Raw genomic sequence first — 17,971 nt, 5'->3', positions numbered from 1 at the left:
CTTCCATTTCGACCAGTTCCAGCAGCTCGGCATCGTCAACCATGTCGGCCTTGTTCAGGAACACGACGATGTACGGCACGCCGACCTGACGCGACAGCAGGATGTGCTCGCGGGTCTGCGGCATCGGACCGTCAGCGGCCGAGCACACCAGGATCGCGCCATCCATCTGGGCAGCACCGGTGATCATGTTCTTGACGTAGTCAGCATGGCCCGGGCAATCGACGTGGGCGTAGTGACGAACGGTGGATTCGTATTCGACGTGTGCGGTCGAGATCGTGATGCCACGTGCCTTTTCTTCCGGCGCGGCGTCGATCGCGGAGTAATCCTTGAACTCGCCACCAAAGCGCTCTGCACCGATCTTGGTCAGTGCGGCGGTCAGCGTGGTCTTGCCGTGGTCGACGTGACCGATGGTGCCGACGTTGACGTGCGGCTTGGTGCGCTCGAACTTACCCTTGGCCATGGCTACTTATCTCGAATTCGTCTGGTGTGGTGCTGAAGATGGTGCTCACAAAAGGAATCGAACCTTCGACCTCTTCCTTACCAAGGAAGTGCTCTACCGACTGAGCTATGTGAGCGAGTTTTGCATTATGGCATGAACTCGATAATATTCAAAGTTCACTCAATGGAGCGGGAGACGGGGATCGAACCCGCACCATCAGCTTGGAAGGCTGAGGTTCTACCATTGAACTACTCCCGCACCGGGAATGTGCCACAACGTGAAGCTGGTGGAGGGAGGTGGATTCGAACCACCGAAGGCGTAAGCCAGCAGATTTACAGTCTGCCCCCGTTGGCCGCTTGGGTATCCCTCCTTTTACCACCCCGTCCCGTGCCGCCGAAGCGTTGCGGTGTGTGGTGGTGAGCCCGCAATTCTGGAGATGAAGCGGGGGTCTGTCAACGCTTTTTTTCACTTTTTTTCACACGCGTCGCAAACCCCTTGATACGCAAGGGTCTGCTCAGGGCAGTGCAAGTGTCTCGTCGGCAAAGATGGCCACATGGGCAACGCCGTCGGCCCCGATCCAGCCCCGATACATGCCCTGGGTGTTGAACGGCGCTGCCACTTTTCCATCTGCGGAGAGCACGATTGCGCCGCCGTCGCCGCCCATCTGCGGAATCGCGTCGTTGATCACGCCCTTGCCCGCCTGTTCCGGCGACTGACCGAGGTAGCGCATGCGCGCGCAGATCTCATGGGCGGCCGCGGTGCGGATGTAGTACTCGCCCCAACCGGTACCCGATACCGCACAGCGCGCATCGGCCCAGGTGCCCGCGCCGATGATCGACGAATCGCCGACACGGCCATAGCGCTTGTTGGTCATGCCGCCAGTGGAAGTGCCTGCAGCAAGATGCCCCTGCGCATCCAGGGCGACCGCACCAACCGTGCCAAAGTGCTTTGCGGTTTCCAGGTCGGTGTGCGCCTGCCCGCTCGCCTCTTCCTTCAACGCACGCTGCAGCTGCTGCCAGCGCTTGTCGGTGCGGAAGTAGGAGGGGTCGACCAGGGTCATGCCCTGTTCGGTGGCGAAGGCTTCGGCGCCCTGCCCCACCATCATCACGTGCCTGGACTTCTGCATCACCGTCTGCGCGAGCAGGATCGGGTTGCGCACGCGCTGCACGCCGGCCACTGCGCCGGCTGCCTGGGTGACCCCGTCCATCACCGCCGCGTCCAGTTCATTGCGGCCTTCATGGGTGAACACCGCGCCCTTGCCTGCGTTGAAGGTCGGATCATCCTCGAGCACGGTGATGGCCGCGGTGACCGCCGCCAATGCGGGACGCCCGGCGGCTAGCTCGGCATGGCCCTTCAGCAATGCTGCCTTCAGCGCAGCGCGCGCGGCCTGCTCTTCCGCCGCCGAGAGATCCTTGCGCTCGACGCCGGCGCCGCCGTGGATGACCAGCAGCGGTGATGCGGTGGGCGCGGCCTGGGCCAGCAGCGGCAGGGACAAAAGCGCGGAAAGCGCCAGGCGCAGTTTCATGGAAGCAGATCTCCAGCAGGACAGGGGTTGGAATGCACGGTAGCGCCGGCCCGGGCCCGGCGGAAGCCACAGCGCAGCGGCATCGGCATCGGCATCGGCAGGGCATGGTGGATCATTGGCGGATGACTTCAATCTCACCGTCGCTGATGTCAGCCAAGACTTGGTAGTCGGCCTCGGCCTCGAAGTCGTCCAGGCGCATGCGACTGCCGCTGGCCACCACGGTGACCGGCACTGCGTGGAAGCGCAGGGGTTCACCTTCCACCAGACGGTCGGCATCGCGTCCGGGGCTGACCACCCAGACCTTGCCTTCGCCGTCGGCGCTGTAGACCTGGGCCTGGCCGTCAGGCTCCACGCACAGGGCCGTATCTTCGTCGACGCCGATGCCGACCATGTCCGGGTCACCACTGTCATGCGCGGCGCGGGCCACGAACACGATCAGACGACCGAGACGGTCGCGCTTGTCGAAGTGGGTGTCGGTGACCACCCGCTGCAGGTAGGGCAACTGCAGGAAGCCGCGGTCCAGGGTGACGGCCTCGCCCATCGGGTCGGCCATGGCGCTGGCCGAGTCGATGCTGCCGCCGTCCAGCGCGCCATAGGCGTAGCCGCCGAGGATGGCCAGGCCGGCGCTGGTGCCGGCAATCGGTTTGCCGGCGCGCACGTGGGCATTCAGCGCGCGATTGAGCGCGGTGCCCTTCCAGAAGCGGATGTAGCGGGACTGATCGCCGCCGGCGATGAAGATCGCATCGGCCGCAGCCACGACCCGCAGCACGGCCGGGTCGTCGGCGCCGCGGCGGCTGTCGAACACCAGGGTCTGCACGGCGGTGGTGCCGCCGATCTCGCGGTACAGGCGGTCCTGCAGCTCATCGGTGCCGGAGGCGCGCAGGATCAGCACGCGACCATTGCCGGCCTGGCGCAGCCACCACTGGAAGGCCTCGGGGACCCATTCGCCGCCGCCCATCAGCATCATCGCGGGGGCGCGCGGACCGGGCCGCGGCGCATCCAGATCACCCACTTCGTAGTAGGCGAAGCCCGGCTCCATCAGCTCCTGTGCAGCTGCTGGCGAGGACCAGCAGAGCACCGACAGCAGCAAGGCGAGGAGCGGGCAAGACAGCCCGTAGCGAAGGCGTCGCATCTTGATCTCCCTGAACAAAAACGACCTGCAACCGTTTTCACTCTTTGCCAGACATATCCCCAGTAGTCAAGGACATGAAAAAGGCGTTAAATGCGCGCGCCCATTCCTGAAATGTGAATGGGGGACAGGGCCCCTCCTCTGCGGGCCGGCATTACTTCCGAGAATTTCTCATGCGTAGACAGGCGATGGCGTGGTCGATCCAGCTGGCGTTGATGGGCGTTGCTGCTTCGGCGGCGGCGCAGACTCCCGCTTCCTCTTCGGTACAACAGCTGGATGCGGTGCAGGTGACCGGCTCACGCATCCCGCGCGCCCAGGTCGAAGGACCGGCGCCGATCACTGTCATCAACGCAGAGCAGATCCGCTCCAGCGGCTTCACCACCGTACCGGACGTGCTGCGCGCGATGACCCAGAACGGCGGTGAGACGCAGAGCCAGCAGTCCTCCGGCGGCGCCGACTTCTCGCCAGGCGCGCAGCAGGTCGACCTGCGTGGGCTGGGGCCGAACCACACCCTGGTGCTGGTCAACGGCCGACGCATCGCCGACTTCCCGATGCCGTTCAAGGGCCGCAGCAACTTCACCGATGTGTCCAACATTCCGCTGGGCATGATCGACCGCATTGAAGTGCTGACCGGCAGCGCGTCGGCGATCTACGGCTCGGATGCAATCGCCGGCGTGGTCAATTTCATCCTGAAGAAGAAGGCCGATGGCACCACCATCGACATGCGCATGGGCACCACTACCGAAGGCGGTGGTGAATCATTCGACATGAGCCTGGCCAGCGGCTTCAGCAGTGGCAGTTTCAATGCGGTGTACAGCGTCGAACTGCAGTCGCAGACGCCGCTGTGGGCCTACGACCGCGACATCCAGGACTCGACCCAGGACGGCCCGACGGAAGGCGCGCGCATCGCCCGTCGCTCCTACCTGCGCACCGATTACAACGATGACTACCTGGACCCGGGCGCAGCGACGTGTGATGCACTGTCGGCGCAGAACCAGGGCAGCACCTACCGCGCGTTCCGCCCGCGCTACGGCTACTACTGCGGCAGCGACAGCGCGATCGGCTACGGCACGATCCTCAGCAAGCGTCGCGGCGCCAACGGCTATGCCTCGCTCAGCTACGACTTCGACAACGGCCAGCAATGGTTCGCCGACGTGCAGCTGGGCTACCACACGATGTCGCTGATGCGCGATGTCACCAAGTGGGGCCGCATGGCCGCCGACGGTGATGAATCGGGCTACTTCAACAATGAAGCGACCGGAGAGATCGAATTCTGGCAGCGCCAGTTCTCGCCCGAGGAAATGGGCGGACTGGACAATGCGATGGTGCGCAGCACGCAGAAGACCTTCAGCGTGACCACTGGCTTCAAGGGCAACCTGACCGGCAGCTGGGACTACGAAGCGGCGCTGAGCCATTCGCAGTACCAGTCGCGGATCAGCTGGGCGCAGATCATCGCGTCCAAGGCCAACGACCTGTTCCTGGGCCCGCAGTTGGGCGAGGACGATGACGGCTTCCCGATCTACAACGCCGATCCGTCGCGCCTGTACCGGCCGCTGACCCGTGCCGAGTACGATTCGATCGCCGCACGCACCACCTATACGCCGAAGTCGCGCACCGAGACAGCGGCGTTGACGCTGACCAATGGTTCGCTGTTCACCCTGCCCGGTGGCGATGCCGGCTTTGCCGCGACGGTGGAGGTGGGCCAGCAGGCCTATGCACTCAATCCGGACCCGCTGGCGACCGGCTATTACTACTACAGCTGGAAGGATTCGGACGGCAAGGGCTCGCGCAACCGCTGGGCGACTGCTGCCGAGCTGCGCATGCCGCTGCATGAAACGGTCAACCTGAGCGTGGCCGGCCGTTACGACCAGTACCGCTATTCGGGCCACACCATCGGCAAAGCCACCTGGAGCGGTGGCCTGGAATGGCGTCCGATCGACACCCTGCTGGTGCGCGGTTCGTACGGCACCGCGTTCCGCGCGCCGGACCTGCATTATGTCTTCGCCGGCCCGGGCAACGACGAGACCAGCGCGGAAGATCTGTACAACTGCCGCGCCGATGCCGCCGATGACTGCGCTGATTACGAGCGCAACGTGATCCGCAGCCGCAGTGGCAACCGCGAGCTGGAGCCGGAAACCAGCACCTCCTGGAGCGCTGGCTTCGTGTGGTCGCCGGCTATCGGCCTGGACCTGTCGGCCGACTGGTTCAACATCGACATGCGCGACCAGGTGCAGGACATGGACGTACGCACGATCCTGGCCAACGAGGCGAACTGCCGGCTGGGCAGCGCCGACCCCGCCTCGCCGACCTGCGTGGACGCCCTGGCCCGCATCACCCGCACTGCCGATGGCCGTCTGTACGGCGTGCATGTGAACCCGATCAACGTTGCGCGCGAGTCCACCTCCGGCATCGACGTCGGCCTGCGTTACCGCCTGCAGACCGGCATCGGCGACTTCATCTTCAATGGCACCCACACCTGGGTGAAGAAGCATGACTTCCAGCGTTATGCCGGTGATGTGACCCAGGACCAGTTCGCGATCAACAGCGGTTTCGATATTCCCCGCACCAAGACCAGTGTCAGCGTGACCTGGGAGAGGGATGCCTGGTCGGCCACCGTGTACGGCTCGCGCCTGGGCAAGCTGCCGACCTCGGACAGCTACGATCAGGTGTTCGATGAGGAAAGCGGCGACAGCCCGTGGATCAAGGCGACGTACCGCTACAACGCTTCGCTGCAGTACCGCTTCGACGATCACTCGCGGTTGTCGCTGTCGGTGGTCAATGTGTTCAACAAGATGCCGCCGAAGGACAGGACCTACACCGCGTACCCGTACTACGACGTGTCCTGGTTCGACAGCGTCGGCCGCACCATCAACCTGCAGTACACGCACAAGTTCGGCGGCAGCCCGCTGTAAAGGCGCCCCTGCTGGCTGCACGCCTCGGACCCCCGCTTCGGCGGGGGTCTTTTTTTGAGCGCCGGCCCAGCGCCAGCCTGAACGGTTCCCCGCCGGTGGTCTCCTGCACGGGATGCAGGCCGCTTTTTAGGACATGGCTGATTCCGGGCGGGTGACCGTCCTCCCTAGGATCGGTGCATGTTCCGATTCCCTCGCCCTTCCCTGCCCCTGGTCGCACCGCCGACCACCGCTTCGGTGCTGCTGCGCTGGCTGACGGTGTGCGTGTTCCTGTGCCTGGCGGCCGCCACCGGCTTCTACCTGCTGACCGCGTTGACCGAAGACATCTCCAGCCACCGCCGCGACATGAATGCTGCCGCGTACAAGGCGCAGATCTATTTCGACCAGCGCGAAGCCCTGCTGCGCTACCTGGGCGATTCGGTAGTGGTGGGTGATCCGTCGGTGCCGTCCAGCGAGGGCGTACGCCAGCTGCCATTGGACGGACCGGGTGGCAAGCCGGGCCAGGGCCTGCTGCTGTCGCCGCGCGCGGAGCACACGCTGCAGACCCTGCAGACCCATCTGCTGCTGGTCGATGCGCAGGGAACGCATTGGCTGGCAGGCGGCCAGGCCGACGTTGACATCGCCGGCCTGCCCACGTTGCAGGTGCTGCGGCAGCGCAGCGGCACGCTTGCCGGTACCGATCCGGTGTACTGGCTGCGCGCGGGTGACGCCGGGGTCGCCCTGGCCCAACCGGTACAGGCCGGGCCGCAGCCGAGCCAGTGGCTGATGCTGCTGCTGGACAGTGCGGCCGCCGCGGACATGATCGATGGCCAGGGCATCGGCGGCTACGCCCTGCTGGACCGCGACGGGCAGCCCGCGCTGTCGAGCCTGGCACCGCGGCTGGACAGCGCAGGCTGGAAAGCACTGCAGCAGCGCCAGGACGACAGTTTCGGCGTGCTCTGGAGCACGGGTCTGCCGCGCGGCGTGGCTCTGGTGAAGGGCGTGGGCAATGACGGCTGGCGGCTGGTCTATCACCTGCCTCCGCGCCTGCTGCTCGGCGACATGGCCACTTCGCTGCTGATCGGCAGTGCATTGCTGCTGCTGGCTGGCATTGCCCTGCGCCTGCTGCGGCACCGCGTCGACCGCCAGTTGATCCAGCCAGCCCTGCTGCAGCATCGGCGCTTGCTGGAAAGCCTGGACTTCAGTTCCACAGTGATCGACCTGGCGCCGGTCGGCATCTGCGTCCTGCGTCGCAGCGACCGCCAGTTGCTGCTGTCCAACCAGCTGCTGCGCGACTGGCTGGGCGAGGACGGCACCGACAGCGATTGGCAGGCACCGTGGCGCGGGCATGCCGGCGAACGCGGCCGCGGGCTGGAGTTCACCGCGCGCGACGGTCGCCAGCTGCAGGTGCTGCATGCGGCCTGCCGCTACCAGGATGACGACGTGCTGCTGTGCGTGTTCCATGACATCTCACGCCATCGGCAGGCACAGGCGGCGCTGTCGTCGGCGCGGCAGGCGGCCGACGCCGCCAACCAGGCCAAGAGCGCGTTCCTGGCAACCATGAGCCATGAAATCCGCACGCCACTGTACGGAGTGCTTGGCACGCTGGAGCTGCTCGGCCGCACGCCGCTGGATGCGCGTCAGTCGCAGTACCTGCGCACCATCGAGAGTTCCTCGTCGGTGTTGCTGCAGCTGATCAGCGACGTACTGGATGTGTCCAAGATCGAGTCGGGGCAGCTGAGCCTGGAGCCGGCATCGTTCTCGCCGCGCGAGCTGACCGAGAGCGTGCTGCGCAGCTTCGCTGCTGCGGCCACGCGCAAGGGCCTGCAGGTACTGGTCTGCACCGATCCGCGATTGCCGACACGGGTGCTTGGCGATGCCGACCGGATCCGCCAGGTGCTGGGCAACCTGCTCAGCAATGCCATCAAGTTCACCGAGCATGGCCGGGTGGTGCTGCGCGCGCGCCTGGTGCAGCGCGAAGGCGAGTCGAGCGTGCTGGCCTGGCAGGTCACCGATACCGGCGTGGGCATCGCGACCGAGGAACAGGCACGACTGTTCGAGCCCTTCCGCCAGGTCCGGGGCGCGGCCAGCGCGCAGGGCACCGGGCTGGGCCTGTCGATCAGCGACCGGCTGGTGCGGTTGATGAGTGGCGAACTGCGCGTGGTCAGCGAACCGGGACTGGGCAGCAGTTTCACCGTGCGCCTGCCCTTGCCGGTGCTGGCCGCGACCGAGGATGGCCCGGCATTGCTGGCCGAACCGCCGGTCTACGTGCGCGGCCGCGACCGCGAGCTGGTCGACAGTGCCTGTGGCTGGCTGCGACGTTGGGGTGCCAATGCGCAGCCGCTGCAGGGCGACCCTGCCCTGCTCGACCACGCCGGGGCGATCCTGATGGATGGCGAGGCGGAACAGCCGCTGGCGTGGCAGGGCCCGCGAGTGCTGGCCTCCATCGATGGTGGCGACCAACCCGCACCCACCGCCGATGGCGCGCTGCTGGTCACCCTGCATGGCATGTCCTCGATCGCCCTGGCGGTCGCACGCCAGCAGCGGCAATGCGCAACGCTGCCGACCGCAGCGCGCGATGTGCAACCGGGCCCGCTGGGACTGCGGGTGCTGGCCGTGGAAGACAATCCGATCAACCGGGTGATCCTGGCCGAACAGCTGCAGGCCCTGGGCTGCGAGGTGGAGCTTGCGCAGGATGGCGTGGAGGCGTTGCAGCTGTGCCAGACCCATGATTTCGACCTGGTGGTCACCGACATCAACATGCCGCGCATGGACGGCCATACCCTGGCGCGCCGGCTGCGGGCAGAGGGCAACCTGCTGCCGGTGATCGGCGCCACCGCCAACGCGACCGCCGAAGAGCGCGAGCGCTGCCTGGCCAGCGGCATGCAGGGCTATCTGAGCAAACCCATCGACATCGCACGCCTGCGTCAGGCGCTTTCCGCCGTTCGCCAAGGAGATCCCGCATGACCCGCCGTGTCCTGATCCTGGAAGACCAGCCGTTCCAACGTGGTTACCTCGTCAATCTGTTCAGCGCGCGCGCCGGCGTGCAGGTCGACGCCTGCGAAGATGTGGACGCGGCGATCGCGCTTTGTGCCTGCCAGGCCTACGACCTGGTGGTGAGCGATCTGTTGATGCCCGGCCAGGATGGCATCCAGTTCATCCAGGCGCTGGCCGCGCAACCGCGCCCGCCGCGGCTTGCCTTGGTCAGCGCAGCCTCGCGGAGGATGATGAGTTCGGCGCGGTTGATGGCCGAATCACTGGGCCTGGACGTGGTCGGCCTGCTGGCCAAGCCGGTCGCTGCCAGCGATGTCGATGCACTGCTCGATGCACTGGCCCAGACACGGCCAGCGGTGCGGACCAGCCCTGCGGCGCTGACGCCCGAGCCGGACGCGGCGCAGCTGCGGCAGGCGCTGGCCGACGGCAGCCTGACCGCCTGGTTCCAGCCGAAGAAGTCGTTGCAGTCCGGGCGCGTGGTTGCCGCCGAGGCACTGGTGCGCTGGCGCCACCCGCAGCTGGGGACGCTGGCGCCCGGCAGTTTCCTGCCGGCGCTGTGCCGCCATGGCCTGGAGGGCGAACTGCTGCGCGCGATGCTCACCGCCAGCATCCAGGCGCAGGCGCGCTGGCGCGCGCAGGGATTCCGCGTGCCGGTATCGATCAACCTGCCGCCGCACCTGCTGGAGCAGTCCGATCTTCCGGATGAACTGCTGGCGTTGACCCTGGCCGCGGGTGGCAATCCGGCGGATCTTTGCTTCGAACTGATGGAGAACAGCACCACCCGGCACGTCAGCGACTTCTATGCAGGCGCGTGCCGGTTGCGGATGAAGGGGTTCGGCCTGGCCCAGGACGACTTCGGCCAAGGGCTGAGCTCGGTGCACAACCTGGTCAACACACCCTTCACCGAGGTCAAGATCGATCGTGCGCTGGTCAGCGGTTGCGCGCGTGATCCCGCCCTGCACCTGACCTTGACCACCGTGATCGCGCTGGCCAACCAGCTCGGCCTGACCATCGTTGCCGAAGGCGTGGAGAGCGATGCCGATCTGGCCGCGCTGCGTCAGCTCGGCTGCAACCAGGTACAGGGTTTCCTGATTTCGCAGGCGCTGCCCTCGGACGACTTCACCCGTCTGCTGGACGAAGAGGTTCCCCATGCGGCCACTGCCAGCAACCGGGCCGCGTCGCGCTGACAGGCGCGGTGGAAAGGCTTCACAATCCCATCAAGAGTCTTTGACGATCCTCTCTGCGCGGCGGTACCGGCCGTGCCCTGGGCCCTTCGGGCCGCCATCGACCGCCTACTGCTCCGAGACCTGTCCATGCCGGCCGAGGCCGCTCCCGTACGCCGACTCGCCCGCCGCTCCCTGCGTGTACATGCGCTGTTGATTGGCGTGGTGGTGCTGGCCACCCTGCAGGCCGGCCTGCTGCTGTCCACCGGCAGCCAGCTGTTCAACGAAGAACAGAGCAAGATCCGCTATCACTTCCGTCGCCTGGACGGCACGCTGCAGGAACAGGAACGCTTCCTGCGGCAATGGCGCCTGCATGACGTGGGTAATGGCGGGCAGGCCGTGGACGAAGCCGCCTCAAGTGCACAACCCAGCCCGTTGTTCGCCAGTTTCGCGCGGATCGGTGGCGACGGCGGCGCCCCGACACAGGCAACGGCGGAACTGGGCGACCGCTTCCTGCGCTTCTACGGTGCTTTCTGGGCGGCCTCCCGGTTTCCACCGCCGCAGTGCCTGCTGGTCGATGGCCAGGGCCGCCGTGGCCTGCTTGCACCGATCCAGACCGTGCGTGGTGACCCGGGTCAGAGCAGCCCGCATCACCTGCAACCAGCACTGACCGCCATCCACCAGGTTCTGCGCGAACGGCCGGCGCTGCGCCGCGGCAACGTGGTGTGGACGCCGGTGGCCTGGCGCGAGGGACAGACCCGGCTGCTTGCCATCGCGCACGCACCGCAGGATGCCCGCCTGTGGGGCGAGAGCGAGGACGAGTCGCTGGCCGCAATGGCCTGCCTGCTGGATCCCGGCCGCGTTGATGACTACCGCCAGGTGATGGGTACGCCGGTGTTCGAACGGATGTCGCTGTTCGATGGCAACGGCCGCCTGCTGCTCGGTGATGCCAGCGATGCCAGCCGCGCCGGTACATCCTGGCGCGCGGGCCTGGACGGCCTGCTGTTCCGCATGCGCAGCGAACAGGGCTGGCTGGCGGTGTATCACGTGGGCTGGCAGCAGGTGTTCCAGCACCCGCGCGGGCCGCTGCTGGGCAGCATGGTGGTGGCGCTGCTGCTGGCCACCGGTGGCGTGCTGATCCTGCGTGCCTACCGGCGCTCGGTGATCGAGCCACTGCGCCGCAACCATGCACGATTGCTGGAAAGCGAGGCCTTCAGCCGCACCATCCTCGACAACGCGCCGATCGGGTTGTGCCTGCTGCGCCGTACCGATGGCCGTGTGCTGCTGGACAACGCGCTGGCGCGTCGGTGGCTGGGGGAAGACCACGACGACGGTGGCTGGCACGGCCCCTGGCGACGCAGCGTGCTCGCCGCTGGCGGCACCACGGCAGGCGATGGCCTGGCCTACACCACGCCGGACAACCGCCATCTGCTGATCACCGCGACGCCCGCGCGCTATCGCGGCGAACCCGCCGTGCTGTGCCTGTTCATCGACCTCAGCAGCCAGCACGAGGCCGAGCAGGTGCTGCAGCAGGCACGGCGAGCGGCCGACCAGGCGAACCGGGCCAAGAGCCAGTTCCTGGCCACCATGAGCCATGAGATACGCACCCCGCTGTACGGCGTGCTCGGCACGCTGGAGCTGCTGGGCCTGACCCCGCTGGATGCGCGCCAGCAGGACTACCTGGACACGATCCAGCGTTCGTCATCGACGTTGATGCAGCTGATCAGCGACATCCTGGATGTCAGCAAGGCCGAGGCCGACCAGCTGAGCCTGGAACCCGGCGCGTTCGATCCGGTGCGGTTGACCGAAGACGCGCTGGACTCCTACGCCGCTGCCGCCGCACACAAGGGCCTGCAGTTCTACGCCTGCATCGATCCGGACGTACCGGCTGCGGTCAACGGTGACGCCGCGCGCATCCGCCAGATCCTCAACAACCTGATCAGCAACGCGCTGAAGTTCACCGACAGCGGCCGGGTCGTGGTGCGACTGGGTGCGCAGCGCATTGATGACCGCTGCTGGCTGCGCTGGCAGGTAGCCGATACCGGCATCGGCATTGCCAGCGAGCACCAGGCACATCTGTTCGAACCTTTCTTCCAGGCCAACCCCGGTACCGATGCCATGCGCGGCACCGGATTGGGCCTGGCGATCTGTGCGCATCTGACCACGATGATGGAAGGCCACCTGCGGGTGGTCAGCGAAAGCGGCCTGGGCAGCAGTTTCTCGGTCGAACTGCCGCTGCCCGAGGCAACACCCGATCCGCTGCAGGCGGCTTCATCGCGATTGCCGGCAGCACTGCCGGTGCAGGTTCGTGGCAGCGTCCGCGAGTTCGCACAATCGATATGCGAGCGCTTGCAGCAGCGCGGCGTACAGGCCAGCATGCATCGCGATGATGCGCCGGAGCTTGTCGATCCCGGCACGGTAATGCTCGACCTTGTGCTGGACGAGGGTACGCCCACGTGGACTGGACCGCAGGTGGTGGCCTGCCGCGAAGGCGGAATGCAGCCGCAACGAGTGCAGGGGCATTGGCAGGTCGGCGTGCATCGTCTGGATGCGATCGTGCTCGCGCTGGCGGCTGCAGGCGGGCGAACCGTGCCCGCCGAGGTCAACGGACGTCTGCCGGCGCCACGCAGTTTCGGGCTGCAGGTCCTTGTCGCCGAAGACAACCCGATCAACCAGGCGATCCTGCGTGACCAGCTGGAACAGCTCGGCTGCCACGCCGTGGTCGCCAGTGACGGCAATGAAGCCCTGCACTATTGGCCACAGCGTCCCTTCGCCCTGGTGTTGACCGACCTCAACATGCCGGGACTGGACGGTTACGGTCTGGCCCGTGCACTGCGCGCGCGTGGGGTTGACGTACCGATCCATGGCGCAACCGCCAACGCCGACCCGGCGGAGCGGCAGCGTTGCCATGACGCGGGGATGCAGGGCGTGCTGGTCAAGCCGATCACCCTGGCAGCACTGCAGCGGCTGCTGAGCCAGGTTGCAGCCCAGCCGCACAGCGAACCCATCGACGACCGAGCCGATGCTCCCCTGCAGGTTCCGGAAAAAATGCAGGCGTTGTTCGTGCAGACCATGCAGGCCGACCTGGACAGCCTGCGGCGGGCGATCGACGATGGCGCCCCCGAACGCGTGGCACAGGTACTGCACCGCATCCGCGGCGCACTGGTGATCGTTGGCGCACCGGCGCTGGTGGCATACGGCCAGCAGATCGAACAGCAGATCGGCGACGGCGACGCGCTGCCTGCTCTGGCCGGGGCGCTCGCGGATTTCCAACGGCGCCTGCAGCGGCTGCTGCAACCGTTGGTGCACGTCGCCGCCCCCTCATCCCCCAGCAAGCCGACACCGCCATGACCACCCGCATCCTCATCGCTGACGACCACCCGATCGTGCTTGCCGGCATCCGCGATGTGCTGGCCGGCGAACTGGACCTGGACGTGGTCGGCGAGGCCGCCGATCCAGCGACCTTGATCGAGCTGATGACGAGCACCCTGCCCCATGCGGTGATCACCGACTACAGCATGCCCGGGGGGGACAGCTTCGGCGATGGCATCAAGCTGATCTCGTTCCTGCGTCGCAGCTTCCCCGATGTGCGTCTGCTGGTGTTGACGATGGTCTCCAATCCCTCGCTGGTGGCGGCCATGTACGCAGCCGGTGCCAGCGGCGTGGTGCTCAAGAGCCACGGCCTGGGCAGCCTGGTGCAGGCGCTGCGCACGGTGCTGGCCGACCGCGTCTACCGTCCACCTGGCCTGCTGCCGGTTGCGGCCGCAGAACCGGCCGATGCCGAGGCGGTGCTGGCGCGCCTTTCGCCGCGCGAACTGGAAGTCATCCGTCTGTTCACCGGCGGCATGAGCGTGGGCGACATCGCCCGCCAGCTGCAGCGCAGTGCGAAGACGGTCAGCACGCAGAAAATCAACGCGATGCGCAAGCTGGGCGTGGACAGCGACCAGGCGCTGATCGAGTACTGCCTGCAGTCGTCGATGTTCGGCTGAGGCCTCCACATCGCTGAACCGTGCCCCGCCCATGCACAGGGCACGAAGTGCTTTAGGAAACGCCTGATTCCATAGGACAGGGCTGATTTCTAGTCTGGACGCATCCCGCCACGGTGACGACTCCCCCTCGTCATCGCCTTGCCGGCGGGAGGGAAACCGGATGGCGCCTGCAGTGGCCATCGCACCCGGTTTCCACAGCGACGCGGCCCTGCCGCGCCAGATCGCGCAGCCGCGCTGCGCCCTGCCACAGGAATCCACCAGCATGAACGCCTCTCCCCCACGGCGCCGCCGTGCGTCCGCCTGCGCGCGCGCTTCGCGCTTCCCCTTGATTCCCAGCCTGCTGGCCAGCGCGCTGTGGGCCGCCCTGCCCGTGCACGCGGCCGAACTGCAGGGGCCGTTGAAGGTTACCGATGGCGGCAGCCTGCAGCTGGGCGCCGACGACACCCTGTCACACAGTGCTGGTGGCTACGCCCTGGAGGCCAATGGTGTCGGCAGCACCATTACCGTCAATGGCAGCTGGATCTCCAGCACCGGAGGCGGCAGCGGCATCCTTGCCAGCGCCGGCGGCAGCGTCCTGATCGAGGGCGGCATCCTGCAGGTCGGCGATGGCAGCACCACCGTCGGCTATGCGCTGAACGCCAGCGGTGCGGGCAGTGTGATCCGGGCCAACAACCTGGTCATCAATGCCTACCGCAACGGCTCGGGCTACGGCACGGTCAATGCCACCGGCGGTGGCAAGGTGTGGTTGAACGGTGGCAGTGTCAGCAGCGGCGGCCACGCCCTGTACTCCACTGGCGTCGGCAGCGAGCTGCATGTATCCGGAACCAGCATCAACAACGGCGCCAACAGCGCGGTGTACGCCGAGGGTGGCGCGCTGCTGTCGCTGGAATCGCTGAAGATGACCTTCGCCGAAGCCAGCAGCGGCTACAGCGGTCGCGTGTCCTCCAACGGCAGCGGCAGCGTGCTGTCGCTGCGCGATGTGGACGTGGTCAACGGCTACTTCGATATCAGCAACGGTGGCACGTTGCAGATCATCGGAGGCAGCGCCAGCAGCAAGGGCGGCAGCATCCGTCTGCTCGGCAACAGTGGCAACCGGCTGTACTCCACCGCCGATATCACCGGCGGCCGCTTCGAGACCGTCGGCGGCTATGGCGTCAACGTCAACAGCTGGGCGAAGCTGACCGCCAACGGCGCCCACTTCACCGTGCGCGATGGTTATTCCGGCATCTGGCTGTCCGGCGCAGACTCGCTGGCCGACCTCACCGATACCACGCTCAGCACCTACGGCGACAACGGCTACGGCCACGGCGTGGACGTCTGGGGCGGTACCGCCACGATCACCGGCGGCAGCATCGACACCCACGGCGACGGGGTCTACGGCCTGCGCGCCTCGGGCAGCAATCCACCGACGCCCTATTCGCGCATCCGTGCCAAGGATCTGGACATCACCACCTACGGCACCGGCGGCGGCGGCGTCTTCCTCGGTGGCAGCACGGCCGATGCGCAGCTGGACGGAGGCTCGATCACCACGCGGGGTGCCTCCTCGTTCGGCATCGTGCAGATGAACACCGCCAAGCTCACCGCCGACAACCTGAGCATCCATGCACAAGGGACGAACTCGGGTGCCTATCGCTCCTACATCACGGTGTTCGGGCCGTACTGGGACCGTCTGGTGTTCAACAACAGCACCCTGCAGACCCAGGACGGTCCCGCGCTGTGGCTGCAGGGCAGCAACCACGAGCTGACGCTCAACAACACCGATGTCGTCGCGCGCCAGCAGGACAGCCTCGACGGTGGCCGCCTGCTGCGGGTGAGCGACACGGTGTTCACCGATGGAAGCTCGGTCGCCACCGCGGACATTGTTTTCACTGCCGACAACAGCCGCCTGACCGGCGATGTCGTGGTCGACAGCGCCACCGCCAACGTGCAGATGACGCTGCGCAACGGCACCGTGTTCAACGGTGCACTGCGCAACGACTCCGGCTACCAGGTCGCACAGCTGGCGATGGATGGCAGCAGCCAGTGGAACGTGCGTGGCACTTCCAGCGTCGGCTCCCTGGACCATGCCGGCACCATCGCCTTCGTCGCACCCACCACCGACGACTTCAAGACCCTGACCGTCACCGGCGACTATGTCGGCAACGATGGCCATTGGCTGTTCAACCGCGCACTGGGCGACGATGCCTCGCGGGGTGACCAGCTGGTGATCCAGGGCAACAGCAGTGGCACGGCCTCTGTCAGCGTGCGCAACGCGGGGGGCGCCGGTGCCCTGACCAGCGAAGGCATCCGCCTGATCAGCGTGGGTGGCCAGTCCGATGCGCAGTTCTCGCTGCAGGGACGCGCGGTGGCCGGCGCCTACGATTACTTCCTGTACAAGGGTGGCGTCGCCACGCCGGACGACGGCAACTGGTACCTGCGCTCGGAATACGTACCGCCGGTCGACCCGCCGGAACCGCCCGATCCGCCGCAGCCGCCGATTGATCCGCCTGCTCCGCCGATCAATCCGCCGGGGCCGCCGGGTCCGCCGGTCGACCCGCCGCTTCCGCCGGCCCCGCCACGCGTGGAGCGCCCGGAGCCGGCGGTGTACATGGCCAACCAGAACAGTGCGCTGGGCATGTTCCGGCACAGCCTGTACGACCGCAGCGGCGATCCCGCCGATGCCGCCGACAGCAGCAGCGACGCCATTGCATGGGCACAGGTGCGCAGCAGCCAGCCCGGCAGCCGCGGCCGCCAGGTGGATGTGGACAGCGAACTGAACAGCGTGCTGCTGGGTGTCGGTCGTCGCTTCGAAGCCAATGCGGGTGGCCAGCTGCAGGCAGGTGTGATGGCCGGCCAGGGCCGGGCGCGCAACGACAGTCGATCGCAGGTGACCGGCTACACCGCGCGCGGTGTGGTCAACGGCACCAGCCTGGGCCTGTATGCCACCTGGCTGCAGGACGCACGGATGGACCACGGCGCGTATGTGGACGGTTGGCTGCAATACGGGCGGTTCCGCAACAGCGTGCAGGGCGAAGGGCTGCAGAAGGAGCGCTATCGCTCGCACAGCTGGACCGGTTCGGCCGAGGCTGGCTATGTGCTGCCCGTGCAGCGCACGGCGCAGCGCGGTGTCTACCTGGAGCCACAGCTGCAGGTGATCCACAGCCGCTACGACGCCGACCTCGTGGTCGAGGCCAACGGCACGGCGGTTGAAGGTTACGACAAGGACAGCACCACCACGCGTGTGGGCCTGCGCCTGTACACCCGTTCGCTGACGCAGCGCCAGGGGCAGGTACAGCCGTTCGTCGCGGTGAACTGGTGGTCCGGTGGCAACGACGCGGCCATCGCCGTGGACGGCGAACGCCTGCGCCGGCAGTTGCCGCGTGACATCTACGAAGCCAAGGCTGGCGTGCAGGTGAATCTGTCGGGTGGCTGGCGCGGCTGGGGCGAGATCAGCCGGCAGACCGGTGGCATGGGCTTCCGCGATACCAGCGGTCAGCTGGGCGTCTCCTACCGCTGGTAAGACGTACTGCTGGCGAGCCCATCGAGGGGTCCGGCGATGCTTCGTCGGACCCCTCGTTGTTTTCCACACCACGCGTGGAAATCGATGGGGGCTGGATGTGGACAAGTGGGCGCGAGCACTGCCGCACAAGCGTTTGCAGGCGTGGTGATTTTTTGTCCAGGCCGACGTTTGTTTTCCACACGGCACGTGGAAAGCGATGGGAACTTGGTGTGGACAAGTAGGTGCGAGCGTTGCGGCGCAGGCGTTCCAAGGCGTGGTGAAAATTTGTCCATGCCGTGCTGTGCCAACCAAGGTTGTCACCCACCAGGCGGGCTACCCGTGGTTTTCCACACCGCGCGTGGAAAG

9 protein-coding genes and 3 tRNA genes are annotated in these 17,971 nt (G+C 66.8%); 6 read left to right on the top strand and 6 right to left on the bottom strand.

Features of this window, described 5'->3' with window-relative positions; translation table 11 throughout:
• From MRBLST15_RS14810 to MRBLST15_RS14785, 6 genes are all read right to left on the bottom strand, one after another.
• A partial coding sequence (locus MRBLST15_RS14810) for a GTP-binding protein (RefSeq protein WP_367786485.1) occupies positions 1-460 on the bottom strand: 460 nt, incomplete at its 3' end.
• 39 nt (positions 461-499) lie between these two features.
• A tRNA-Thr gene (locus tag MRBLST15_RS14805) sits at positions 500-575 on the bottom strand.
• 48 nt (positions 576-623) lie between these two features.
• Positions 624-697 (bottom strand) — tRNA-Gly (locus tag MRBLST15_RS14800).
• A 26-nt stretch (positions 698-723) separates the two neighbouring features.
• Positions 724-809, bottom strand: a tRNA-Tyr gene (locus MRBLST15_RS14795).
• A 144-nt stretch (positions 810-953) separates the two neighbouring features.
• A complete protein-coding gene (locus MRBLST15_RS14790; protein ID WP_367786483.1) occupies positions 954-1,964 on the bottom strand; it encodes an isoaspartyl peptidase/L-asparaginase family protein in 1,011 nt (336 codons plus the stop codon).
• Positions 1,965-2,076: 112 nt separating this feature from the next.
• Positions 2,077-3,096: a cyanophycinase gene (locus MRBLST15_RS14785; RefSeq protein WP_367786481.1), complete on the bottom strand. Its 1,020-nt coding sequence runs from the start codon at positions 3,094-3,096 to the stop codon at positions 2,077-2,079.
• 170 nt (positions 3,097-3,266) lie between these two features.
• Here MRBLST15_RS14785 and MRBLST15_RS14780 point away from each other — a divergent pair, with 170 nt between their 5' ends.
• The 6 genes from MRBLST15_RS14780 (at position 3,267) to MRBLST15_RS14755 (ending at position 17,626) form a co-directional block, all read left to right on the top strand.
• Positions 3,267-6,005 carry a TonB-dependent receptor plug domain-containing protein gene (locus MRBLST15_RS14780; RefSeq protein ID WP_367786479.1) on the top strand — a complete coding sequence of 913 codons (2,739 nt, stop codon included), beginning with the start codon at positions 3,267-3,269 and terminating at the stop codon, positions 6,003-6,005.
• Between the two features lie 177 nt (positions 6,006-6,182).
• Positions 6,183-8,948, top strand: coding sequence for a response regulator (locus MRBLST15_RS14775; protein ID WP_367786477.1), 2,766 nt, complete (start codon positions 6,183-6,185; stop codon positions 8,946-8,948).
• Positions 8,945-10,162, top strand: coding sequence for an EAL domain-containing response regulator (locus MRBLST15_RS14770; RefSeq protein ID WP_367786475.1), 1,218 nt, complete (start codon positions 8,945-8,947; stop codon positions 10,160-10,162). The genes MRBLST15_RS14775 and MRBLST15_RS14770 overlap by 4 nt, the downstream gene beginning before the upstream one ends.
• 126 nt (positions 10,163-10,288) lie before the next feature.
• Positions 10,289-13,489, top strand: a complete 3,201-nt coding sequence (locus tag MRBLST15_RS14765; RefSeq protein ID WP_367786473.1) for a hybrid sensor histidine kinase/response regulator — start codon at positions 10,289-10,291, stop codon at positions 13,487-13,489.
• Positions 13,486-14,127 (top strand): response regulator transcription factor, encoded by a 642-nt coding sequence (locus tag MRBLST15_RS14760; protein ID WP_205404585.1) that lies wholly within the window; start codon positions 13,486-13,488, stop codon positions 14,125-14,127. Before MRBLST15_RS14765 ends, MRBLST15_RS14760 begins: the two co-directional genes overlap by 4 nt.
• Positions 14,128-14,389: 262 nt before the next feature.
• Positions 14,390-17,626 (top strand): autotransporter outer membrane beta-barrel domain-containing protein, encoded by a 3,237-nt coding sequence (locus tag MRBLST15_RS14755; RefSeq protein WP_367786471.1) that lies wholly within the window; start codon positions 14,390-14,392, stop codon positions 17,624-17,626.
• The last annotated feature ends 345 nt before the right edge of the window (positions 17,627-17,971 follow it).

This window comes from Stenotrophomonas sp. LST15-1-1.1 (assembly GCF_040815575.1).
GTDB classification, from domain to species: Bacteria; Pseudomonadota; Gammaproteobacteria; order Xanthomonadales; family Xanthomonadaceae; genus Stenotrophomonas; species Stenotrophomonas lactitubi_B.
The sequence above is the reverse complement of the archived record's forward strand: the minus strand, read 5'-3'. Positions and strand labels throughout refer to the sequence as shown.

Coding starts and splice junctions, on each gene's coding strand:
- MRBLST15_RS14790 (WP_367786483.1), bottom strand. CDS start 1,964: ATGAAACTGCGCCTGGCGCTTTCCGCGCTTTTGTCCCTGCCGCTGCTG.
- MRBLST15_RS14785 (WP_367786481.1), bottom strand. CDS start 3,096: ATGCGACGCCTTCGCTACGGGCTGTCTTGCCCGCTCCTCGCCTTGCTG.
- MRBLST15_RS14780 (WP_367786479.1), top strand. CDS start 3,267: ATGCGTAGACAGGCGATGGCGTGGTCGATCCAGCTGGCGTTGATGGGC.
- MRBLST15_RS14775 (WP_367786477.1), top strand. CDS start 6,183: ATGTTCCGATTCCCTCGCCCTTCCCTGCCCCTGGTCGCACCGCCGACC.
- MRBLST15_RS14770 (WP_367786475.1), top strand. CDS start 8,945: ATGACCCGCCGTGTCCTGATCCTGGAAGACCAGCCGTTCCAACGTGGT.
- MRBLST15_RS14765 (WP_367786473.1), top strand. CDS start 10,289: ATGCCGGCCGAGGCCGCTCCCGTACGCCGACTCGCCCGCCGCTCCCTG.
- MRBLST15_RS14760 (WP_205404585.1), top strand. CDS start 13,486: ATGACCACCCGCATCCTCATCGCTGACGACCACCCGATCGTGCTTGCC.
- MRBLST15_RS14755 (WP_367786471.1), top strand. CDS start 14,390: ATGAACGCCTCTCCCCCACGGCGCCGCCGTGCGTCCGCCTGCGCGCGC.